At 33.9% G+C, this 22,993-nt stretch carries 19 protein-coding genes and 1 pseudogene; 18 read left to right on the forward strand and 2 right to left on the reverse strand.

What is annotated here, in order from left to right:
• Positions 1 to 5 precede the first annotated feature (5 nt).
• Positions 6 to 686, forward strand: a complete 681-nt coding sequence (locus ACS3UD_RS16025; protein ID WP_308138654.1) for an ABC transporter ATP-binding protein — start codon at positions 6 to 8, stop codon at positions 684 to 686.
• Positions 679 to 3,195 carry an ABC transporter permease gene (locus ACS3UD_RS16030; RefSeq protein ID WP_308138653.1) on the forward strand — a complete coding sequence of 839 codons (2,517 nt, stop codon included), beginning with the start codon at positions 679 to 681 and terminating at the stop codon, positions 3,193 to 3,195. Before ACS3UD_RS16025 ends, ACS3UD_RS16030 begins: the two co-directional genes overlap by 8 nt.
• Positions 3,196 to 3,900: 705 nt before the next feature.
• On the opposite strand, the gene ACS3UD_RS16035 is transcribed toward ACS3UD_RS16030, so the two are convergent.
• Positions 3,901 to 5,268, reverse strand: coding sequence for an aminotransferase-like domain-containing protein (locus tag ACS3UD_RS16035; RefSeq protein ID WP_308138652.1), 1,368 nt, complete (start codon positions 5,266 to 5,268; stop codon positions 3,901 to 3,903).
• 113 nt (positions 5,269 to 5,381) lie between these two features.
• Between ACS3UD_RS16035 and ACS3UD_RS16040 the strand changes: the two genes are divergently transcribed.
• The 10 genes and pseudogenes from ACS3UD_RS16040 to ACS3UD_RS16085 all read left to right on the forward strand — a co-directional run.
• Positions 5,382 to 6,599, forward strand: coding sequence for an aminotransferase class III-fold pyridoxal phosphate-dependent enzyme (locus ACS3UD_RS16040; protein WP_308138651.1), 1,218 nt, complete (start codon positions 5,382 to 5,384; stop codon positions 6,597 to 6,599).
• Between the two features lie 233 nt (positions 6,600 to 6,832).
• Complete coding sequence (locus ACS3UD_RS16045; RefSeq protein ID WP_308138650.1) at positions 6,833 to 7,582, forward strand: CPBP family intramembrane glutamic endopeptidase; 750 nt, start codon at positions 6,833 to 6,835, stop codon at positions 7,580 to 7,582.
• Between the two features lie 161 nt (positions 7,583 to 7,743).
• Entirely contained in the window at positions 7,744 to 8,052 is a 309-nt protein-coding gene (locus tag ACS3UD_RS16050) for an MGMT family protein (protein WP_308138649.1), read from the forward strand.
• 375 nt (positions 8,053 to 8,427) lie between these two features.
• Positions 8,428 to 9,987 (forward strand): BCCT family transporter, encoded by a 1,560-nt coding sequence (locus ACS3UD_RS16055; RefSeq protein WP_308138648.1) that lies wholly within the window; start codon positions 8,428 to 8,430, stop codon positions 9,985 to 9,987.
• Between the two features lie 305 nt (positions 9,988 to 10,292).
• Positions 10,293 to 11,834 carry a BCCT family transporter gene (locus ACS3UD_RS16060; RefSeq protein WP_308138647.1) on the forward strand — a complete coding sequence of 514 codons (1,542 nt, stop codon included), beginning with the start codon at positions 10,293 to 10,295 and terminating at the stop codon, positions 11,832 to 11,834.
• A 189-nt stretch (positions 11,835 to 12,023) separates the two neighbouring features.
• Positions 12,024 to 12,989: an ornithine cyclodeaminase family protein gene (locus ACS3UD_RS16065; protein ID WP_308138646.1), complete on the forward strand. Its 966-nt coding sequence runs from the start codon at positions 12,024 to 12,026 to the stop codon at positions 12,987 to 12,989.
• A 166-nt stretch (positions 12,990 to 13,155) separates the two neighbouring features.
• Positions 13,156 to 13,830 carry a TetR/AcrR family transcriptional regulator gene (locus tag ACS3UD_RS16070; RefSeq protein WP_308138645.1) on the forward strand — a complete coding sequence of 225 codons (675 nt, stop codon included), beginning with the start codon at positions 13,156 to 13,158 and terminating at the stop codon, positions 13,828 to 13,830.
• A gap of 4 nt (positions 13,831 to 13,834) precedes the next feature.
• On the forward strand, positions 13,835 to 13,987 hold the full coding sequence (locus ACS3UD_RS16075) for a hypothetical protein (protein WP_308138644.1): 153 nt from the start codon (positions 13,835 to 13,837) through the stop codon (positions 13,985 to 13,987).
• Between the two features lie 259 nt (positions 13,988 to 14,246).
• Positions 14,247 to 14,609 carry a BlaI/MecI/CopY family transcriptional regulator gene (locus ACS3UD_RS16080; protein ID WP_308138643.1) on the forward strand — a complete coding sequence of 121 codons (363 nt, stop codon included), beginning with the start codon at positions 14,247 to 14,249 and terminating at the stop codon, positions 14,607 to 14,609.
• 1 nt (position 14,610) lies between these two features.
• Positions 14,611 to 15,531 (forward strand): annotated as a pseudogene (locus ACS3UD_RS16085) (M56 family metallopeptidase); the annotation flags it as partial.
• Positions 15,532 to 15,977: 446 nt separating this feature from the next.
• Here the strand turns inward: ACS3UD_RS16085 and ACS3UD_RS16090 are convergent.
• Positions 15,978 to 17,204, reverse strand: coding sequence for a hypothetical protein (locus tag ACS3UD_RS16090; protein WP_308138641.1), 1,227 nt, complete (start codon positions 17,202 to 17,204; stop codon positions 15,978 to 15,980).
• Positions 17,205 to 17,526: 322 nt separating this feature from the next.
• Between ACS3UD_RS16090 and ACS3UD_RS16095 the strand changes: the two genes are divergently transcribed.
• From ACS3UD_RS16095 to ACS3UD_RS16120, 6 genes are all read left to right on the forward strand, one after another.
• Positions 17,527 to 17,757: a hypothetical protein gene (locus ACS3UD_RS16095; protein ID WP_308138640.1), complete on the forward strand. Its 231-nt coding sequence runs from the start codon at positions 17,527 to 17,529 to the stop codon at positions 17,755 to 17,757.
• Positions 17,758 to 17,797: 40 nt separating this feature from the next.
• Positions 17,798 to 18,424 carry a hypothetical protein gene (locus ACS3UD_RS16100; RefSeq protein ID WP_308138639.1) on the forward strand — a complete coding sequence of 209 codons (627 nt, stop codon included), beginning with the start codon at positions 17,798 to 17,800 and terminating at the stop codon, positions 18,422 to 18,424.
• 287 nt (positions 18,425 to 18,711) lie between these two features.
• Positions 18,712 to 19,074: a BlaI/MecI/CopY family transcriptional regulator gene (locus ACS3UD_RS16105; RefSeq protein WP_308138638.1), complete on the forward strand. Its 363-nt coding sequence runs from the start codon at positions 18,712 to 18,714 to the stop codon at positions 19,072 to 19,074.
• Between the two features lies 1 nt (position 19,075).
• Positions 19,076 to 20,800 carry a M56 family metallopeptidase gene (locus ACS3UD_RS16110; protein WP_308138637.1) on the forward strand — a complete coding sequence of 575 codons (1,725 nt, stop codon included), beginning with the start codon at positions 19,076 to 19,078 and terminating at the stop codon, positions 20,798 to 20,800.
• Between the two features lie 125 nt (positions 20,801 to 20,925).
• The gene (pdxR, locus tag ACS3UD_RS16115) at positions 20,926 to 22,335 is read left to right on the forward strand and encodes a MocR-like pyridoxine biosynthesis transcription factor PdxR (protein WP_308138636.1); all 1,410 of its coding nucleotides are present in this window, start codon (positions 20,926 to 20,928) and stop codon (positions 22,333 to 22,335) included.
• 105 nt (positions 22,336 to 22,440) lie between these two features.
• Positions 22,441 to 22,914, forward strand: coding sequence for a pyridoxamine 5'-phosphate oxidase family protein (locus ACS3UD_RS16120; protein WP_308138635.1), 474 nt, complete (start codon positions 22,441 to 22,443; stop codon positions 22,912 to 22,914).
• Positions 22,915 to 22,993 lie beyond the last annotated feature (79 nt).

The raw sequence follows: 22,993 nt of genomic DNA on the forward strand, positions 1-22,993 counted from the left end.
GTAGAATGACAATTCTAGAAACAAGCGACTTAAAAAAATATTATGGCAAAGGTAGCACCACAGTGAAAGCTTTGGACGGTGTTAATCTAAAAGTTAAAAACGGAGAATTCGTTGCCATTATTGGAACATCGGGTAGTGGTAAATCCACATTATTGCACATGCTTGGAGGATTGGATAGACCAACAAACGGAACTGTTTTGGTGGATGGCAAAAATATATTTACACTAAAAGATGATGAATTAACCATCTTTAGGAGGAGAAAAATAGGCTTTGTATTCCAGAACTATAATCTAGTTCCAGTTCTTAATGTTTATGATAATATTGTGCTTCCAATACAGTTGGATGGAAATAAGCCAGATGAAAAATATTTGAACCAGATTATTAAATCTCTTGGTTTGGAAAGCAAACTATATAATCTACCAAATAATTTATCTGGAGGGCAACAGCAGAGGGTTGCAATTGCACGGGCACTTGCAACAAAACCAGCTATAATCCTAGCAGATGAACCAACAGGTAACTTAGACAGCAAAACAAGCCTTGATGTTATGGGGCTTTTCAAAGTGACTAGTAGCAATTTCAACCAAACTATCGTTATGATTACTCATAATGAAGAAATTGCACAGATGGCAGATAGAATTATCCGAATTGAAGATGGAAAAATCATAGGTGGTGTGGATAATGATTAAAGTTAGCAACCAAAAAACAATTAGTAATCTTGCTAAAGCCACTGTTAAATTTAATAAGCTGAGAAATGTTTTTGCGATTGTAGGAATTATATTGACAACAGTTCTTTTCACAAGTGTTTTTACAATTAGTATGAACATGATTGATTCTATGGAAGAGAGCACTATGCGTCAGGTTGGCGGAAGTTCTCACGGTGGTTTTAAATATTTAACCGAGGAACAATATAATAAGCTAAAAGACAACAAATCCATAAAAGAGATTCACTACACTGTTGTTTTAGGCAATGCGGAAAATAAGGAGCTTATAAAGCGTCCAACAGAGATTCGTTATGCTTCTAGTGATAGAGAAGCTGAACTAATGTTTTCTAAACCTACTGCAGGAAGAATGCCTGAAGACAAAGGCGAAATTGCAGTAGATACTATAGTTTTAAATAAGCTTGGAGTTGAGCCTAAATTAGGTGAAAAGGTAACTCTCGAATATTCTATACACGATAAAAAGCATAAGGATACATTTACTTTGGTTGGCTTTTGGAAAGGCGATAAAGTGATGAAAGCGAGCCAAGCTTGGCTTTCTAAAGACTATATAGAGGAAAAACTGGAAGGTTATGTTCCAAATAATGAATATGATTTTATCGGAAGAATTAATGCAGATATTAACTTTTCCAACAAATATAATATTGAAGATAAACTGACAAAAGTTATAGAGGATAGTGGATATAAAGCAGAAGATATTTCTATCGGTGTAAACTGGGCATATATAGGTTCTGGCGAAGTGGATATGGTTTCTGTTGTAGTAATTGTGGGAAGTTCCTTGCTTATAACACTTTGTGGATATCTAATAATCTCGAACATCTTTTACATTTCTATAGCAAAAGATATTCGCTCCTATGGTCTACTAAAGACTGTGGGAACAACAAGTAGACAGATACGAAAACTTGTAAAGAAACAAGCATTATTTTTGTGTATTATAGGAATACCAACAGGTTTAGTTTTGGGTTATTTAGTTGGTGCAATATTAACTCCTGTTGTTATTAGTATTACAAATGTCAGTGTAATAAAAATGTCTTTAAATCCGTTAATATTTATAGGTTCAGCACTTTTTGCACTATTTACAGTACTTATTAGCGTTAATAAATCCGCAAAAATGGCAGGAAAAGTAAGCCCAATAGAAGCTATTAGAAGCACAGATATAATGGAGAAAAATATTAGAAAAAATACTAGGAAAAGCGGTAAAGCTAGTCCTGCCAAGATAGCCTGTTCCAATGTTCTTCGCAACAAGAAAAAAGTAGTACTAGTAACTCTTTCTTTATCTTTAAGCTTAATAATGCTCAATATAACATTTTCGGCAGTCAATTGCTTTGATATGGATAAATTTTTAAAAGGTTCTATAGTAAGTGATTTTGCTGTTGCCGATGCACGGTATTTTAATGTTTATAACGGATATAGTAATGAGAACACATTAACAGATGAGTTTTTAAATGAACTTTCCTCGCAAAATGGTGTAGAGGAAATAGGAAAAATATATTTTATAGAGCTACCATATAAAATAGACGAAAACATTATGAGAGCTTTGCAAGAAGCGGATGCAAAATCCCCTTTTTCGGAGAAGGATAAAGAAATGTACCAGTATTATATAGATTCGGGTATTGCCAGTGGGCATCTTTATGGATTAGATAAAATGTGTGTAGATGCAATAGAGGTTTATGCTGGGGAGATAGATTGGGAGAAGTTTAAAACAGGAAATTACATTATAGTTTCTTCATTTGATCGTAATGGAGAAGTTAACTATTATAATGTTGGGGATAAAGTTGGCTTGGATTTTGAAGATGGAAATATAAAGGAATACGAGGTAATGGCTGTTGGAAATATAGAGCACAGCGTTTCTGTTCGTCACTCCCACCCAATAGACCCAAATTTTTATCTACCATCCAAGGAATTCCTAAAAGAATATAGCGATAGGGCCCCAATGATAACAATACTTAATACAAATGATGATAGTGAAGATGATATGGAAACTTATCTAAAAAACTATTGCAACAATGTTAACGACGAAATGCAGTACGAATCCAAAGCAGTATTTGAAAAAGAATTTGAAAATCTACAAAAAACGTATCTGTCTGTTGGATTAGTTCTAAGCTTTATAATAGGGTTTATAGGAATAATGAATTTTATAAATACAATAGCAACATCGGTTATTGCAAGGAGAAGAGAACTTGCTATGCTCCAAAGTATAGGCATGACAAACAGCCAGTTACGACAAATGCTTATGACTGAAGGGTTAATGCATGCATTCTTAACTCTAATATTTACATTAACTATAGGAAGTATGCTAGGCTATTTTGGAGTTAATACACTTGTTGGAGATATGTGGTTTTTCACACCTCACTATACAATAATTCCAGTTATATACTGCGTGCCAATATTCATAGCTATCGCCATTTTAGTACCTATATTGTGCTACAAATTATCTGCCAAAGAAAGCATAGTAGAAAGGCTTCGAGAAGTTGAATAAATCAAAACCCTAAAGAACATAATACTGCTATCTCTTAAGAGGTAGCTAAAAATTCGACAATCGAAGATTTTTCTCAGGATACTGTTAAAGCCACTTTTTCATTGCCTATTTATTCTTGTTCTTGTCTAAAATGTTCTCTTTAGAAAAAACTCTTTTATCTGAAAAGAATCCTGATGAAAAAAGAGACTATGAAATAATTGAAAATATAACAATAAACGGACAATAGACAAAAAGCCCCCAATTGTAGGATAATAAAACTACGATTGGGGTTATAATTATGTCTGGGAAAAAAGAAATAAAGCAAAAGAGATAAGAATTGAGATAATAGAAAAACAGAAGGACGGACAGACTGCACGATCTTTAAATAAAGAATACGGAATCAGTAGATGGTCAATTAGGTGTTGGTGTGGGCTAACAAATATGTCAATGACGGTGATAAAATATAAAATAACATTGATGAAAAAATCGCTAATATCAATAACACAGCGCTTCTATTAGAGTTAGCTAATCAGGTAAAAAGAATTGAAATAATATTTCTTAATATTGGAGAGTTTATTTCAAAATTGAAAGATGGACTTTGAATCCTTATTCAGTAACTTTTACTTTCAAGAGAGGTTTGATAGTTGAGGAAGATTGCACAGCAAAGAAATAATTGATGTTAATATTATTCAAATGCCCGTCACCAAAATCGTAAAAATTGTCCATTTATTTATGATTTTTTGCGCTGTACTTATTTCTCAAGTTATTAATTTCCATGATTACTGTTCTCAGACTGTTCAATCTTTCTTCCATAACTCCGGATATGCAAAGTCTTACTGAATCATTACCTTGAAAGCAGTTTGACGGATAGCAATTTGTTGCTGTCTTTATGAGAATGCCCTTGTGCCTAAGATTGTTTTCGAGCTCCTCTCCCCTTACACCGAAGGGCAAGCTGAGCCACAAAAATATTCCGTGGTGTGGAACGTGAAAGCTTACATCCTCACAAGAAGAGGTTTTGAAAATCGCATCACAGATTCTAAGCTTTGCTTCATATGATTTTCTGACTTTTTTAATGTGTTTTTCATACATCCCAGACTTAATAAACAAATCAAGAGCCGCCTGAGGGATCAAGGATGTATTTAAATCGCTCACGTGCTTAAGATTAAGCACATCTTCGTAAATTGATTTTGGAAGAACCGCCACCCCAGTTCTTATTCCAGGCATGAAGGTCTTTGAAAAGCTTTTTATGTACACAGAGCTTTTCGTTGTATCATAGTAGTGAATGGGCATAAACCCTTTTGCAGAGCCAAGGTCTGCAAGATAATCATCCTCTATTACAAGAACCTCGTATTTTTTAGAAAGCTTTACAATTTTAAGTTTGTCATTTTCCGAAAGAGAATAACCTGTTGGATTGTGGTGCCTTGGTATTATGTAAAAGCACACTATTTCACCTGTGCGAAAAATTTTTTCCATAGCATTGTAGTCAAAGCCATCAACTTTTTTTTCGATTCCCACAGCTTCAACACCTAATTGTCTTGCCATGTCAAGAACAAGGCTGTAGGTGGGAGATTCAACAAGAAGCTTTCCATTTCTTGTCCTAAAAGCAGACTGAAGCACAAGCCACAGTGCCTGCTGGGCTCCGTGAGTTATTATCATCTGCTGAGAAGAAGTATACACACCGTCCTTTTCAAATTCAGTTTTAAGAGTATTTCTTAAAGAGCTGAGCCCTCCCTCATGCTCGTATCCAAAGAGCTCACCTTTGTATAAATCCACAGCATTGTTCATCACGTGGGCAAACTCTCTGTAGGGAATAAGTTTTTCATCAGGCTTGACAGTGCAAAAGTCAACCAAATCATCTTCAGTGTCCCTTGAGTTCTGAGCTGAATCCACAAGATAGAATCCTCCTCTTGGAATGCTGTATACTCTGTGCTCATCCTCCAATTCATTGTAGGCTTTGTTTGCGGTAATTTTATTGACTCCAAGCTTTGAAGATATTTCTCTGCAGCTTGGCAGACGCTGGCCTGCTTTAATTTTTCCTGACTTAACTTCATTAAAAATATAGTTTTTAACTAAATCAACCTTACTTATTTCCATAACACACCTCAAAGAAACTGTAGTAGTACAGAATGAAATATTTGCAATTGAACTATTATACATTATATTATATATTAAAAATGAAAAAAATAAATCATTATTGGAGGAAAAAAATGAACAAATCCTACAATGACATGCATATTAGAATGTTTCCTGATCCCAGCGTTTCCATCACTGCCGTTAAAGCTTACGGAACAAAACTTCTTACTGAGGAATACGGAGAAATTATTGATTTGGAATCTGGCTGCTGGGCTGCTGTCTTAGGTCACTGCAACTATGAAATTACTCACGTACTTCAGGAAATGGCAGGCATGCTGTTTCACACCAATCAGATGATAGGTACAGAGCATCCGGGAGCGTTGGTGAAGGAGCTTGGAGAAGCTGCAAACTTCAAATGCAGCTACAAGGGTACATTTATGACATCAGGAAGTGAAGCTGTATCTCTGTCAGTTGTTCTTGCAGAGCTTCTCACAGGAAGAGAAAAAAAACTCTGCTTTTCAATTTCTAATTTAGGTTCGGCACGAGAGCTGCGAATGCCGAGAGATACAAAATTTTGGAATGATGTGAATATAAATGATTGCCTTAACTGCAAAAAAAATATAACATGCGGCGAATGCGGCAAATTTAATTCTATTGATTTTTCAGAATATGCTGCTTTTGTATTTGAGCCGGGTAACTCAGCAGGTCTGGTTCTTTGTCAACCACAAAAGCTCATAGATTTCTTTGTGCAAAAATGCAGAGAAGAAGACTGCCTGATAATAGCAAATGAAGTAACAACAGGCTTTGGAAGAACAGGAAAGTGGTTTGGATTTCAGCATTACAACTGCTTTGACAGCAAAGAAAATTTCCCTGATTTAATATGCCTTGGCAAAGGCCTCGGCAACGGATATCCCGTGAGTTGCCTGCTAATTCGTTCAAATCTTGCAGAAGCTACAGAAAAAACTAACTTTAAATATGTGCAGTCCCACACAGATGATCCACTGGGATGTATTGTGGCAAGAAAAGTTGTAGAAATTATAGAAAAGGAAAAGCTCATAGAAAAATCACAAAAAACCGGTGAATATTTCAGAAAAAGGCTCTTTGAAATTGATGGCATTGGAGAAATAAGAGGCAGAGGCATGATGAACGTGGTCATGCTCAATAAAACTTTTAAATCCAAGGTTGTATTTCACAAGCTTCTTAGTAGCGGTTTCTTTGTTGGTTATTCTGAGCTATATAATTTTATTCATCTCTATGCGCCTTTGACCCTTTCAGAAAGTGAAATCGACAGCTTCTGCAGTGCTCTTGAAAAAATTTTGAAAGCTTACCATTTAAATTTCCAAGAAATATAAATGGTACTACTAACTGCTCAACATCTTGGCAATGTAAATAAAGTGATTCCAATTTGTACAAACAAAAGTCTTTAATTATAACACTAATATTGTGGTGTATCTTCTAGAAAAAATATATTTATAGTAATAGAAATTGTAACAAAATTGTGATAAGCTTTTGGTAGAGATTAATATATCTATTGCCTACAAAGTAGCATTAATAATTACTTAGAGAAATAGAGGTGGGAGCTGAGATGAAAATTAAAAGGTTGTCATTCATGGAATTGGCTTTCCTTTGCGTATGCATGATTCTCATTTTTTTGGTTCGTACAAAGTATGTATTCTCATTCATATTATCTTTAATGGTATTAATTGTTTTCGAGAATCAATTAACAAATTATAAAGTCGAAATAAAGAAGGAAAAAAAATTTTTATATGCATTTATTTTAGTTTTTATTGCATATATGATTATTCAGATTATTGCTAATTTAGTGAATACAGATCACTATACGCTTAATCAATTGAGACTGTTATTTCAAGTGCCATTGACAATGACTATTTTATTAGGATATTTATTTAAAGTTAGGCTGAACGATTTCAACTGGGCTATTACTACTAAAAGTTTTTTTATAGTTATAATGATATTTATTTTGTTGGAGTCAGTAACAATTGTTGACTTGCAAACGGAGAGCAATACGATTAGCTTTTATATCAAAAATTTCATACAGAAATTATTTTATCCAAGTATAATAGAGGAAGTACTTTTTAGGGGTCTTTTCATAAATGGGCTGCTTGCATTTCATATAAGAGAAGATAAAGCAAATATAATTCAATCTATTATTTTTGGTATAGTTCATATTGTTGGTTATAAAGAAATATCTATAGGCATACTTCTATCAACTTGCATTCAAATGTTTATAGGATTTATATTTGGGAAAATATGTATTCAAACAAAGTCATTAACACCATGTATACTATTACATGCACTTATAGATACAATTTAGAGAACAGGAAACAGAGGAACTCAGAATAGTTCAGCTTGGTCGGCAGCCAATCGAGTCCTTCGTAAAACGAATTTTGAAGAGAATTTTCAAGAAATATGAGCTTATGCCAAAAGGATATCTGAATTGCATGAAAAAGCACATAAAGAAGATAGAGAGGTACTATGAAGCGAGTGTTAGAAGAAGATTTGATTTATGAGATTCTTTCCGTTGTAGAGGAAATTCCGGAGGGTAGTGTTGCTACATATGGACAAATAGCAAGGCTAATTGGAAGAGATAAAAATGCAAGACTTGTTGGAAAAGTACTCAGCAGGGCAGAATGTTATGGAGACTATCCTTGTCATAGAGTAGTTAATCATGCTGGTAGACTAGCGCCAGGATGGGTTGAACAAGGTGCATTGCTTCGCAACGAGGGTATTCCTCTAAAAGATGAAACCCATGTTGACTTAAAGAAATGTCAATGGGACTGCTGACAGTAAAACTTAGAGATGATTATTGACTTTTCTTATTGTTAATTACATATAGTGAATCGGTAAATATTCTGATTTCGTAAAGAAGTAAAATGAAAATTATTAAAATATAATCTAAATCGAAGTTCATCTTATTATGGATGAACTTTTTTGATGTTATCAAAAATTGACTTGAAGGTTTATTTATAAGATTAAATACATGAAAAAAGTCTAGGCTAATTTGTTTGAAGAAAAGAATGGAAGTGTAAAAATTGTTAAAAAAATAATCAAAGTCTATTGACAAAAAAAGATCTAATGATTAAAATATAACCAATTGATTATTTTGTGAAAGTTATAACTTAACATTATTAATAATTCATACATTTGAGGAGGCAAAAAATGGCAAAAATTGAGACAAAAAAGGGGAAAATTGAGTGGTTGCGATTTGGTATTCTTACAGTTTTTTTAATCTTGTTTATTCTAGGTTCTCTAATAAATGGTAGTACTACCTACAAAGCGATTATCGTAGGGTTTAACTTTATTTCAACAAATCTAGGTGGCCTTACACAAATTTTGATGTTTCTCTTATGGGTGATTGCACTTTATGTTGCAATATCAAAATTTGGAAATATTCGTATTGGCGGCAAAGATTCAAAGAAAGAAACAAATACCTTTAGTTGGTATGCTGTTATCATTACAACAATGCTTGCAGGTGGAGGAGTGTTTTACGCAACAGCAGAGCCATTTTATCATTTTATAAATTTGCCTCCGCATTTTAATGGAATAGAGTCTGCAACAACAAAAGCAGTAGGATATGCTTTAGCTCAAAGTGCATTTAATTGGGGATATTTGGTATGGGGGGCAACAGCTTTCTGTATTCCACTATTAGCTTATGTTATCTATGAAAAGGGTTTACCAAATAGGCCAAGTTCTATGCTCTGGTTAATCAGTGGCGAAAAAGTAACTAATGGTGTATTAGGTAAGGCTTTTGATATATTTTCTTTAATTGGTGTTGCAGCTGGAACGATTGGACCTACAGGATTTCTAGGGCTACAAATTGCCTTTGCGCTAAATGCGGTGTGGGGAATTCCAAATACAGCATTAACACAAATTGTTGTTATTTTAGTAGCTTCCATTACATTTGTAATTGGTGCAGCGACAGGCTTGAAGAAAGGTATTGATTTATTATCGAGGGCAACAGTGTATCTAGGAGTAGTTTTTGCTGCGGGCATTTTGACTTTAGGATGTGGAATGTTTGTATTTGATTCCTATATCAATAGTCTAGGTGTGTTTATGCATAATTTTTTTGTTATGGCATTTACAAGAGTAGACCCTACTTGGTTAGGTAGTTGGACAATTTTCTATCAGATTTGGTTCCTGGCATACGGGCCATCTATGGCGGTATTAGCATTAAGTATGTCTAAAGGGCGTACATTAAGAGAAGTGATGATTGGAATTGGAGTAATCTGTCCAATGATTGCGGGTGTGTGGTTCTCGATTTTTGGTGGAGTCGCAATAGGATTTGAAATGCAAAACGCTGGAATATTATCAACTGTTATGAACACAGATGGGTTACCAAGTGTTCTTATTACCTTGCTTCAACAGTTACCCCATTCTTACATTATGATTCCTTTAGCCTTAATATTAATTACATTATTTCTTGTCACGACAGGCTCTGGAGCTGCATACAGTATGTCTGTTCAGGTCACTAATATGGATGTGCCATATGCATGGATTCGAGCCCTATTAGCAATTCTACTAGGTGCTTCAGCTGCAGCTTTAGTTCTTATTGGAGGAAATGATGCAATGAGCGCTATGCAGAACTTTATAGTTATATGTGGATTACCGCTTATTGTATTTTATATTATGTTAATTCCAAGTGTTTTTAAAGCAGCTAGGTTGCTATATCAAAACAAGCAACTGAGAGTTGAGGAAGGGATACTAGAAACAGAAGAGTAATTTCTTTATCGGTTCTAATTGAAAATTATTAAAATATAATCTTAATCGAAGTTCGTCTTATTATGGATGAACTTTTTTGATGTTATCAATAAAAGGTTTGAAGGTTTATTTTTAAAATTGAACACATGAAAAAAATGTCCAGACTAGTTTATTTGAAGAAAAGAATGGAAGTGCAAAAATTGTTTAAAAAAATAAATAAAGCCTATTGACAAAAAGCAATCAAGTGATTAGAATGTAATCAATCGATTATTTTGTGAAAGTTATAACTTGAAATTATTACCAATCATACATTTAAGGAGGCAAAAATGGAAAAAAGTGAAATGAAAAAGGGAAACATTGAGTGGTTACGATTTGGAATTTTGGCAGGATTTTTAATTCTATTCGTAATATGTTCATTAGTTAATGGTGAAGCTACATACGGAGTCATTTCCAATGGATTTAATGTTGTTGCTAATTACTTTGGCGGATTTATACAGCTGATGATGGTAAGTTTTTGGTTGATAGCGTTATTTATAGCAATTTCAAAATTCGGAAATATAAGAATTGGTGGGAAAGATGCAAAAGTAGAAACTAATACATTTAGCTGGTATGCAATTATCATTACAACAATGCTTGCCGGTGGTGGTGTTTTTTATGCAGCAGCAGAACCATTTTATCATTTTGTAAATGTACCCCCACATTTTGAAGGTGTTGAAGCAGGAACATTTACAGCAGCTGGCTATGCTTTAGCTCAAGGTGCATTTAATTGGGGGTATTTGGTATGGGGAGCAACAGCTTTCTGTATTCCACTTTTAGCTTATGTAATTTATGAGAAAGGACTCCCAAATAGACCAAGCTCTATGCTTTATCTAATTGGTGGTGAAAAAGCAGCAAATGGTGTTGCAGGTAAAGCTTTTGACATTTTTGCTTTAATTGGTGTTGCTGCAGGGACAATTGGGCCAACAGGCTTCCTTGGACTTCAGATTGCATTTGCTTTAAATGCTGTATGGGGCATTCCGAATACAGTTATGACACAAATAGTGGTTATTCTGATTGCAGCAGTAGCATTTATATTTGGTGCGGCTACAGGGCTTAAAAAGGGTATGGATTATCTTTCTAAAGCGACAATATATTTAGGAGCGATATTTGCTGTATCTATTTTACTTCTTTGTACTGGAATGTTTGTAGTTGACAATTATGTAAATAGTCTTGGAATTTTTATTCAGAATTTCTTCATTATGTCCTTTTCTAGATTAGATATCGCATGGATGGGTGGATGGACAGTCTTCTATCAAATTTGGTTCCTTGCTTATGGGCCATCAATGGCAGTGTTAACCTTAAGCATGTCAAAAGGACGTTCTTTACGCCAGATATTACTTGGTATAGCAGTTGTATGTCCACTTATTACAGGAATTTGGTTTGCTATTTTTGGTGGCTCTGCAATTGGTTTTGAAATGTTAAATCCAGGAGTTCTTTCAGAATCGCTTAATTCGGCAGGGTTACCTAGTGTATTAATAAGTTTGCTACAGCATATTCCGGGTTCATTCTTTATGATACCGCTAGCTCTTAGTTTGATTGTATTATTCCTAGTGACAACAGGAGCAGGAGCTGCGTACAGTATGGCTGTACAAACTACTCGTATGGAAGAACCGTATCCATGGATTCGTGCTCTTTTTGCAGCTCTTCTAGGCGCTGTAGCAGCAGCTTTGGTAATAATTGGTGGAAATGATGCAATGAGTGCTATGCAAAATTTTATTGTAATTTGCGGGTTACCTTTAATCTTCTTCTATGTTGCACTAATTCCGAGTGTACTTAAAGCTGGAAAGCTTTTGTATAATAATGTATTATTAAGAATTGATAATGAATAGGTTGAATGGGATAATGAAACCTAGATAAGAAATATTAACAGTGAAATAAAATAATATTGATAATTTGTTGAAATAGAAAAGTAACATCTGGAGAAGGAAGAACTCCTTCTTCTGTTATTAGATAATAAAAATGTATTAACTGCATAGCCATTAGTGGCTACGACATTAATTATACTAGGAGGCTTATAAATGGAAAAAATGGTATTTATTTATGAGGAACAAGTTAAAGAAACAATGAATATGAGTCTGGCTCTTGAAACTATAAGAGAAGCATACAAGGCTTCTGCAGAAGGAAAAAGATATGCACCAGGTAGGGTTGTTGGACCAATCCGAGGAGAAGAAAATTGTGGTCAATGGCTAGTGGCAAATTGTTTAGATGTTCCATTCTTTGGATCTAAGTTTTCTGCAGTATTTAAAGACAATATTACAAAGGGACTGCCAAGCGTAATTTCTAAAATTAGTCTTTATTCTGCCGAAACTGGAGAACAGGTTGCTTTAATCAATGCAAATTATCTAACTGCAATTAAGACTGGTGGTAGTGCTGGTGTTGCCACAGATGTAATGGCTAGAAAAGATGCTCATTGTTTGGGTGTAATCGGAACTGGTGAACAAGCCTATACGCAGGTTCTTGCTGTACAGGAAGTTAGAGAACTTACAGAGTTAAGAATTTATGATTCACTTCCTGATAGAGTGGATAAATTTGCAGAGAGAATCGCAAAAGTTCAAAATAAACCGTACATAATCATAAAATGTAAATCAGCTAGTGAATTGGTATCTAATTCTGATATTATTTGCACATGCACACCTTCCCTTACCCCAGTATTTAATGGCTCTGAATTAAAACCTGGTACTCATGTCAATGCCATAGGCTCTTTTACACCATTTATGCAAGAAATTGATGAAGAAACAGTTGTAAAAGCAGCGCGCATCATTACAGAACATGTTGAAGGACTTTGGGAAGCTGCAGGAGATATCCTAATTCCTGTAGAAAAGGGAGTAGTTTCTAAAGAAAAAGTCGTTGGATCTGTAGGTGATTGCCTTGTTGGCAATGTTAAAGCTCGTGAAAATGATGAAGAAATCACTCTATATGAAAGTGTTGGATCTTGCGTACTAGATGTATCTATGGCTATAGCAACATATGAAGCTTGTAAGTAATTAGTTCTCGTAAATTTAAATATATCTCACCTTCAAGGTTTAATAATAAGCCTTGAAGGTATTTTTTAAATTATGCAAGTTAAATTATTGTTGATTAAATCTGCAGTTTAGTGATATGATAGTTTTATAAAAAATAATCATTTGATTATAATAAGGAAGATTAGTAATGAAAACGAATATTACATTAAAAAAGAAAAGAGTTATGTTATATTTTATAGAGTCCGCAGCTAATATTATGGCAAATGAAGGTGTGGATCAGTTAACAATACGTAATGTTTCGGAAAGAGCAGGTTATAACAGTGCTACATTATATAACTACTTTGATAACTTTGATGAGTTGAAAGAATGGGCATCTATCTATTGTATAACTGATTACTTAAGTGAATGCTGTGATATTCTTGCGCAGAGAATTGATAGTCTCGATAATCTGATGGAAATTTGGTTGACATATTGCCGATATGCATTTCAGAATCCTCAATTATATTCATATATATTTTTTTCATCTCAATCGAGTAATATACAAAGAAATTTAAAGATAGTTTCAGAAGCGTTTCCAGATTGGCTACATCGTGATCTTCGCAATGAACGCATTGAGAAGTTTGTCAATGGTCCAAATACAGAAGTTCGTTCTCTTTATCTTGTAGAATTATGTATTCAAGATGGTTATTTTAAGGAAGAAGATAAGATTGATATTAATAATATTGCGGGTATTTTAACAGCAGGTTTGCTCCAGGAATTATATGCTAAAGGAGAATTAGTTAATCAAGAAATGATCGAAGCTGCTTTGGAAAAATTTAAGAAGTATTTTGGTCAATATATTGCAGCTAAAAGAATTAGATAAAAATATGAATGCTAAATGCGAATCCGCTGGTGTAATATCGGTGGATTTTTCTTTGGAGTTAATAGTCCATACGGATATAAGTCTGATGCAGAAAAAATTGGGAAAGAATGAAGAAGAGCGAACTATTCGGGGAAACCGAATAGTTCAATTATTTTAGGAATGAATAGAATTAAAGAATCCTCAATTAGGATAATAGATAAAGATTTAGGAACTGAATTAATATATGTCATTGAGCAAAATGCAGAAATTTGAACTCGAAGTGAAAGAACCAGAGAGCGAAGGATTCGTTAGAAATTTACGGAACGTGATAATAAGGATAATTAAATATAAATATAAAATTTAGCATTGACATATTAGTCTATAGAGGATAGACTAATAGCGTGAGGTCGATATTGTATAGACTAGGGAGGCTTGTCATGAAAGAATATAAACTTACTGAGAGTGAAGAAAAGTTTGCGGATATCATTTGGCGTAATGAGCCCATAGGTTCTGGTGATCTTGTCAAGCTATGTGAAAAAGAAATGAAATGGAAAAAGTCCACAACATATACAGTACTTAAAAAATTATGCGAAAAAGGTATTTTTCTAAATGAAAATGCTGTTGTTACATCGATAATCACAAAGGAAGAGTATTACTCAAATCAAAGTAAACGCTTCGTTGAAGATACTTTTGGAGGGTCATTACCTAAATTTTTGACAGCTTTTATTGGAGGTAAAAAATTAAGTAATCATCAAGCAGAAGAATTGAAAAAACTGATTGATGATCATAAGGAGGTATGAAATGAGTGAACTATTTCTTGCTATTTTGAACATGAGTATTACGGCTAGTTATGTAATTATTTTTGTTATACTCATCAGGCTGGCGATTCAAAAAGCTCCAAAGGTTATTTCCTATGCATTATGGGTTGTGGTAGCTTTTCGCCTTGTTATCCCATTTTCATTTGAGAGTGTATTCAGTTTATTACCGCAGACTGCTGCTCCTATTCCTCATGATATAATTTATCAACAAAAGCTACTGATAAGTAGTGGAATACTATCTGTTGATACGATGGTTAACGAAGTACTTCCTTCACAGGTTATAGGTGGTAGTGTAAACCCTATGCATATTTATATAGAAATAGGTGCACATATTTGGATGATAGGTATAATTACATTACTTGCATATAGTCTTATTTCTATTTTTCGCCTAAAAAAGCTATTAAAAAATGCACAATTAATTGAGCAAAATATTTATGAAGCTGATAATTTAAAAACCCCCTTTGTATTGGGTATTATAAGTCCCAAAATTTACCTGCCAGCGGGACTAGATAAAGAAGAATGGAAATACATTCTTTTGCATGAACAGACACACATTTATCGAAAAGACCACATCATTAAGATAACAGCCTTCATAATATTGACAATACACTGGTTTAATCCTCTTGTGTGGGTTGCATTCATGTTAATGAGTATCGATATGGAACTTTCCTGTGACGAACGAGTATTGAAAGAAATTAATATTGATATTAAAAAATCTTACGCTAATTCATTATTGACACTTGCAACCGGAAGACGTATTTTAAATGGAAGTCCTCTTGCTTTTGGCGAGGGTAATGTGAAGTGGAGGATAAAAAATGTGTTAAATTATAAAAAACCAAGATTTTGGGTTGTTGCTATTTCAACTATCGTTGTGATAGCGGTTGGAATTGGTCTAATAGCAAATCCTAAAACTGATTCACTAAATAATGCTATTACAGATTTAAGGCCAATGATTATGGTTAACGGTGAGCTATATCTTGATACGGGAAAACAAATACCTGTTGAGATAGATGAAAGTGCAATAATTGGTGAAGTCAGTTCTTCGGTTGACCAGTCGGAAAAACCTACTGAAGAAGGACAAACCAACTTTGGAAGCATAGGTTCAAAGTATGCTCATTTTGAAGAGAATATTGTTGTTTTAATTAATAATGAATGGGTCCTTTTTGAGAAGGAAACGATGGATTAAAAATAATTACCAAAGCATTTACCTAAAATAAACACAAAATGCTTAGAAAATAACTTAAAGATGCAGAAACATCATAGGACATGTGATTTTAAAGTGCAAATTTGGGGCAATAATCGGCTTAAAGAGAGGGACTTTGCCCCTTTAAAGTTGCGGAAAATTGCAACTCAATCACAATAATATTTTTTAAAATAGCCAGGATTGATATATTTACCACATGGATAATATTCTCCCATAACTTCAGGTGGAACAATATTACCAGGTGGAATATTATTTGCTGAATAAGGAAAGTCTTGAGAGACTATCTTATTTCTATAAAAAAGTTGAAGGGGAATTAAAGGAAGATGGCTCGCATCGATCCAAGTAAATCCGTTTTCTGTTGTCAAACAAGATGGACGTGGTGCACCGAAACTGATTATTAGATTGACATAACCATTCTTATCAATAACTGTCTCAAAATCTGCAAGTGTATAAAGTCCCAATAAGCCTACTGGGGATATAAATGACATACTCCAGTATCTCATGTCTTCATTTCCTAAAATCCCAATGTTGTGATACGTATCTGGGAATGCAGGGGCTTTCCAACGAAGAAACAATAACCTACTTGGGTCTCTTTGAAGTTCATTAGAAAGTATATAGGCATCATTATAATCATATTGTATAAGTGCAGATGAGCGACCTAGGGTACTCCAAGATAGATCGCCATTTTCTTTACAATTCTTTTCATTAGAAGAAATATACCATTTATTATGTTCGAAATTATTTTTTTGTTTTAATGCAGGATTAAAATTGGCTTTACTTATTGGTTGAGTGGTTAGTGAGTATTTATTATTATTTGGTGTGTGATTATACATGATTATAGGAAAACCTACACCTCCCGTAATGTCATTATAACCAATACTTGGAGCATAAATACGGAGACCTATGGTTCCATGCGTATTTTGTAAGCCATTTTTTAACGTTCCTGCATAAGCTATGTTATTACCTGCTGCTGGAACAAAATGATCAAACCCTTCTGGTGGTGGAGTAAAACGGATTTTTAAAGTATAATTACGATTTTTGGCGTTCCAATTAGCACCAGGCAAAAAAGGATTCGTACTTCCTGGATCAGGAATTAAATCTCGGTCAGGTATTGTGGCGATAGTAAGGTCTGATTTACCTACTATACTATAGGATAAATATCTTGCATAGGGGAATTGTCCTTTGATTACAATCTCAACATTAGGATTCACTGTATACGGAAAAGTATTATAGCTAGCATTAAAATCTCCCAATAGAGTTAAGCTGTCGCTAGATTCATGAATCCATTTTTGCATACTTAATGGTAACGATGGGCTTGGAAAAATATTTTTTGGAGTGTTGTCGTAATGAGGACAGGTATATTTATTATACATATTGATAACTCCTTTCATTTAATATACATTAGTATATGTTTTGGTTTAAAGAAAGTGCTCAGTTTTAAAGAACCTTAACGATACTGTGCCAAGTGATGGATCGGCTATAATAAACGGGGTGGATATAATTATCATAGCTGCAAATTTTAACTGCTATTCCATCAGTAATTGCATTATCGATGGTATTAAGATATATAGATTTTTGGAAACTGGTAATGTGTAATTAGTCTATGAGCATTTGCAAAACGCTAATTAATATGGTATGATTTTCCAAGGTGTAATAATAAAAATTAGCTGAAAAATTGATTGAGGAGGTTCTAAGATGAGTAGCATTTTCTTGAGAATTAAAAATGTATTGAATTATAGGAAACCCTATTTTTGGTTGGTTATTATTGCAGTTGTTGTAGTTGTAATTGCAGCTGCATCATTTGGAACTGATTCATCAAATGGCTCTTTTGGCTCTGTTAGTTGGACCGATGAAAACAATAACCAAATCCAATATGTATTTACGCTTGGAGATCAGATTGTATTTGATGATGAAGTGTATAAGTAAAATGTGAAATAAATTATTTGAAAAATAGGAGTTATTTATAATGAAAAGGGAAAGATTTTTTTTACTAATACTAATTGTTACCATTGCAATGGCTTTAGTTGCTTGTTCAAACAAAGCAACTTTACCTAAACTCTTAACTAAAGAAGGAATTGTGCCATACGAATTATCAGAAAATGAGAAATATATATTACAATCTTTTGGGATGGAAGGTAATTCACAACTTATTTCTTTTCATGCACCAAAAGAGGCAATAACTTTAAAAGTAAATGTATGCAAACTTGAAAACGACAAAAACTGGAGCCGCATCGGTGGAGGAGCTATTTCAATAGGCACAGAGAGAGAACCTATTAAACAGTTAACTGGTACTTTCGCAATGCAGCTTAAAGAAAATTATGCGATTGATTTAAATATAAATGCTGGTGGAAGGGCTTCGTACAGAACAGATGAAATCATGCTTAGCGCAGAAACAATGTCATCTACTAAAGGCTTTTTACAGGAATTCAAGAAGATAGAAATCAATAAAGAAATTCCTGTCGCGCTTATGGTTTATGATAGCGGTACAAGTATGAGAAGCTATTCACTTCAAGACTATTTTAGTCCGTCTAAGTTTGGGGGAATGGATTTAGTGCAGGTAGTTACATTAACATTTAGTGATAAAGAATTGTAAAATTTTCATTATTAACATTATGTAGTTATTGCGATATACGCGTTTTATATAGGCAAATAGATAAATAGTTAGGAGATAGTAGCTTCCAATTTTAGACCATAAATAATTATTTAAAACTGAAAATGAAAACTTTAAATGCACTGAGATATAAAAATCTTGGTGTGTTTTTTATATAAACGAAACTTGGCAACAGTTAGCTTCTTTTTTTCTACCCAATTGTTGACATATATGTCTAATGATGTTAGACTATAAATGTCTAAAACTATTAGACAAAAGGAGGCATTTCTGTGGAAAAATATAAGCTTGGTGAAATGGAACAAAGATTTGCAAATATTATTTGGGATAAAGCTCCTATTAAAACTCGAGAATTGATAGAAATATGTACTGAAGAATTTGAATGGAAGAGAACGACAACATATACAATGCTAAAGCGGCTATGCGAGAGGGAGATTTTCAAAAATGATAACGGAACTGTTGTAGTATTGATAAAAAAGGAAGATTTTTTAGCAGAAAAAGGAGAAGATTTTTTAGAAAAATCCTTTGGCGGATCTTTGCCTAGGTTTTTAACAGCGTTTACTAGGAGAAAAAAATTAAGTAAAAAAGAGATTGATGAAATACAGCAATTGATTGATGAATATAGGGAGGGATAGGATGTTGGAAAAATTATTTTTACAAGTTATCAATATGAGTTATATTGGCAGTATCGTTATTATGTTCATATTATTTGCAAGAATACTTCTTAAAAAAGCTCCTAAAAAATATTCGTACATATTATGGACAGTTGCTCTATTTAGACTTATTGTACCAATTTCATTTGATAGTATTTTGAGCCTTATTCCTGTGAACCCAACACCTATATCTAATGACGTCATGTATAATCTAGAACCTTATATTAATACGGGAATGCACAATATTGATCAATCTATCAGTGGTTCGCTTCCAACAGCAGATGCAGTTGCTAGTGTAAATCCAATGCACGTTTGGATCTTTCTTGGATCGTTGATTTGGGTCTTGGGGATTGCTGTACTTTTAATATATGGAGCGGTGTCGCTTACAAAAATAAAAAAAAGATTAAAAAATGCAAGCTGTGAAATGAATAATATTTACTACTCAAACAAAGTAGAAACACCGTTTGTTTTAGGCTTAATTAAACCGAAGATATATCTGTCTGCTTCTTTGTCAGAAATAGAGAAGGAGTATATAGTGCTACATGAACAAACTCATATCAAGAGATTTGACCATGTTATTAGATTTATCAGCTATCTGGCTTTATGCATTCATTGGTTTAATCCTTTAGCTTGGATTGCGTTTTGGTTGAGCGGTAAAGACATGGAGATGTCTTGTGATGAATCCGTTATAAGCCAATTAGGTCACAACGTAAAAAAAGACTATTCGCAGTCATTGCTGAACTTATCTATAAAAAGAAGGAATTTTGGTATGACACCTCTTGCCTTTGGCGAAGGGGAGACCAAAGGACGAGTTAAAAATATAATAAATTTTAAACAACCAAAGTTTTATGTTGTTGTGATAGCAACAATTGTTCTTTTAGTTGCTGTAGTTGGATTACTGTCAAATCCTAAGAATGAAGAGCCTGATTTGTCGTTGTTGAATATTAATAATTTCTTGTCTGCAATGGCAACCTGCGACTATATTGCTGTAGAAACTGAAGATAATGATTCTTTAAGTGTTTCTCCTAATTCAAGCTTTCTCGAGATTTTTGAACAGGAAAAATGGAAAGAAAAAAGGATGAATCCTCCAATAGAAGGTACGGCAACACTTAGAATTATTTTGCATGATGGATATTATATCAACTTTTATTCTGATGAAACTTATGCAATGATTTATAATGAAGACACCCAAGAAAAATATAGATATTATGCAGTTTCTGAAAGTGTATATATTAATTTACAGAACTACGTTTTAGAAAATGGAAAAGTAATTGATGCCAAGGTTCCACCTACAACAGATTCGGAAGAAGTTGGGGAATTCACATATATTGGTTACATTTCTGGGTTCGAAGAATCTGATGGAAACCAAATTATATTTGATCCCATCGAATGGATAACTTTAGAGGATAATGATAGAATTCAGGAACTTAAAATAGAAGAATTTGATATGCCTAATGGATACTATATTTATAATCCAGAAGTTGAACAAATTGTATACGAAGTTGGTGAGAATGCAGAATACAGATTTATTGATTGGGGAAATGATTTCGCAAGCAGTGATGAAGACAGATTTCACTATAGCACAAAAGATAAGGAAGAGTTTATTAGATATCTAAATACTTATTCAAACAAAGCAGTTAATGTGCCGTTTTGGATTAAAATGCAGGACAGTGTTGTGGTGATAATTGAAGAGCAGTATGTGCCTTAAATTTTGAATCTAAGTAACGTGGAGCATGAATTTAAAATTTGCTTCCATTATGTAATAATAGTTGTAAAATTAGTTCCATTAGTTTTTTCAGTATTGTAAACTTCAGTATATGGGAGAAAGTGAAAATGCTACATATCGATCATAAAAGCCAACAACCAATTTATCAGCAGATTTATGAACAAATAAAACATGATATTCTGGCGGGAAAACTACCTATCGGTACGAAAATAACGTCTACGAGAGCATTGGCAAGAGAATTGCAAATTGGACGAAACACAGTAGAAAATGCCTATGCTCAATTGGTATTGGAAGGCTATCTTACAAATGTAGCAAGCTCCGGTTATTTAGTGAATAACCTGCAATTTAACCTTAATCCAAAAGAAGCAAAAAAAACTAACACGAGCACAGAATTAGCTGTTTCTTCCAACCATAGAACAGAATCTATCAGGTATAATTTTCAATACGGAAATCTTGATGCTGCAAGCTTTCCTGATAAACTTTGGAGAAAATATTTGACTGATGTATTGGATGGCGCAGAAATGCAAGAGGTTCACAGCTGCGGCGATGTAAAAGGTGATATTAAATTGAGGACTCAACTGAAAGAATACTTGTATCATAGCCGCGGTGTCAATTGTCAACCGGAACAGATTGTAATGTGTAGTGGTACACAATCTGCCCTTGAAATCATAATAAAAATATTTCCTTATGCGAAAAAACAAATTGCTATGGAGGAACCCTGTTATAATGGTGCCAGCATTATTTTTCGCAGTAATGAATTTGACGTTTTACCTATACCTGTTTATGAGGATGGGATTGGAATAAACGAGCTTTCTTCGTCATCTGCAAGGATGGTTCATATTTCACCATCCCATCAGTTTCCAATGGGCGTTGTTATGCCAATACATAAGCGAATCAAATTATTGAACTGGGCACAAGAACATGACAATATCATCATTGAAGATGATTATGATAGTGAATTTCGCTACAATGGGCGGCCAATTCCCGCACTCCAATCAATTGATGAATATGAACGTGTAGTTTATATTGGAACATTTTCCAAAGCACTTTCTCCCGGGCTTCGCATGGCATATATTATATTGCCTTCATGGATGCTTTCTAAATATCGAGAAAGGTTTATTGGGTATCAATGCACTGTTCCAATGATAGACCAGAAAATTATAGCTCGTTTTATGGAAGATGGACATTGGGAAAAACATATGCGGAGAATCTGTCTATCTCAAAAGAAGAAACATGATATTCTTATTCATGCAATCAAAGACAGTATTGGAAATAAGGTACGAATTCATGGGTATCAAGCGGGATTGCATATTCTTCTGGAATTTTTGGATGGGCAGCAGGAAGAGGAGCTTGTTCAAAAAGCGCTTGACCATAAAATAAAGGTATGCCCTGTATCTCCTTTTTGGCTGAATAAAAAGAATTATAGGAACAATGCTCTTATATTAGGATATGGCATGATTTCAGAGGATGATATTCCAAGGGCAGTGGAGATTTTATCGCAGGCTTGGTTTGGTTAGATTATCTGTATCCTATAAATTTATTTAAACCGGCTCTTATAGCAGAGCCGGTTTTGTAGTATAGTGAAATGAAAACTAAAGGTATAAATAGGAGGATGTACTATTATGCAACATCGAATGAAAACGCACCGCCTTACTGAGCAACAAATGAATCAACTGCTTGAACAAGTACAAATTGGAAGTTTTGCGACACTTAACTCTGATGGCACACCATATATTACTCCAATGCATTTTGTTTATTATAATAATGCAATTTTTTTACATGGATTGCCTAAAGGTAAAAAGCTTGACAATATACACAATGATCCAAGAGTGGGATTCTGTGTTTATGAAATGGACAAACTGCTGTTGGACCCAAATGGAAATCCATGTGACACAAATACAAAATATGAAAGTGTCATTATTTCTGGTACTCCTAAACTTGTTGATAATATTGATGAAAAAAGAAGTATACTGAAAAAAATTGTGGAAAAATACACACCTCATTTAGCAAATAAGGAACTACCAATTAACATGGTTAAAGGTACGGCGGTAATACAAATTGATATAACTGAAATGACCGGAAAATACTATTCGTAACAAACCATATACCACAGTTGATGCGATCCAGGCTACTATCTTTATGCAGGGATTGACTGGACTATTCCTGGAGCATGAC

Origin of the sequence: Sedimentibacter sp. LTW-03, from assembly GCF_052059825.1 — a bacterium.
Taxonomy (GTDB): Bacteria; Bacillota; Clostridia; order Tissierellales; family Sedimentibacteraceae; genus Sedimentibacter.

Bases quoted from the DNA above. Each gene is read 5' to 3' on its own strand.
- ACS3UD_RS16100 (WP_308138639.1), top strand. From the start codon at position 17,798: ATGAAAAGGGAAAGATTTTTTTTACTAATACTAATTGTTACCATTGCA.
- ACS3UD_RS16025 (WP_308138654.1), top strand. From the start codon at position 6: ATGACAATTCTAGAAACAAGCGACTTAAAAAAATATTATGGCAAAGGT.
- ACS3UD_RS16080 (WP_308138643.1), top strand. From the start codon at position 14,247: ATGAAAGAATATAAACTTACTGAGAGTGAAGAAAAGTTTGCGGATATC.
- ACS3UD_RS16075 (WP_308138644.1), top strand. From the start codon at position 13,835: ATGAATGCTAAATGCGAATCCGCTGGTGTAATATCGGTGGATTTTTCT.
- ACS3UD_RS16045 (WP_308138650.1), top strand. From the start codon at position 6,833: ATGAAAATTAAAAGGTTGTCATTCATGGAATTGGCTTTCCTTTGCGTA.
- ACS3UD_RS16030 (WP_308138653.1), top strand. From the start codon at position 679: ATGATTAAAGTTAGCAACCAAAAAACAATTAGTAATCTTGCTAAAGCC.
- ACS3UD_RS16055 (WP_308138648.1), top strand. From the start codon at position 8,428: ATGGCAAAAATTGAGACAAAAAAGGGGAAAATTGAGTGGTTGCGATTT.
- ACS3UD_RS16040 (WP_308138651.1), top strand. From the start codon at position 5,382: ATGAACAAATCCTACAATGACATGCATATTAGAATGTTTCCTGATCCC.
- ACS3UD_RS16110 (WP_308138637.1), top strand. From the start codon at position 19,076: ATGTTGGAAAAATTATTTTTACAAGTTATCAATATGAGTTATATTGGC.
- ACS3UD_RS16050 (WP_308138649.1), top strand. From the start codon at position 7,744: ATGAAGCGAGTGTTAGAAGAAGATTTGATTTATGAGATTCTTTCCGTT.
- ACS3UD_RS16090 (WP_308138641.1), bottom strand. From the start codon at position 17,204: ATGTATAATAAATATACCTGTCCTCATTACGACAACACTCCAAAAAAT.
- pdxR (WP_308138636.1), top strand. From the start codon at position 20,926: ATGCTACATATCGATCATAAAAGCCAACAACCAATTTATCAGCAGATT.
- ACS3UD_RS16120 (WP_308138635.1), top strand. From the start codon at position 22,441: ATGCAACATCGAATGAAAACGCACCGCCTTACTGAGCAACAAATGAAT.
- ACS3UD_RS16095 (WP_308138640.1), top strand. From the start codon at position 17,527: ATGAGTAGCATTTTCTTGAGAATTAAAAATGTATTGAATTATAGGAAA.
- ACS3UD_RS16060 (WP_308138647.1), top strand. From the start codon at position 10,293: ATGGAAAAAAGTGAAATGAAAAAGGGAAACATTGAGTGGTTACGATTT.
- ACS3UD_RS16065 (WP_308138646.1), top strand. From the start codon at position 12,024: ATGGAAAAAATGGTATTTATTTATGAGGAACAAGTTAAAGAAACAATG.
- ACS3UD_RS16070 (WP_308138645.1), top strand. From the start codon at position 13,156: ATGAAAACGAATATTACATTAAAAAAGAAAAGAGTTATGTTATATTTT.
- ACS3UD_RS16035 (WP_308138652.1), bottom strand. From the start codon at position 5,268: ATGGAAATAAGTAAGGTTGATTTAGTTAAAAACTATATTTTTAATGAA.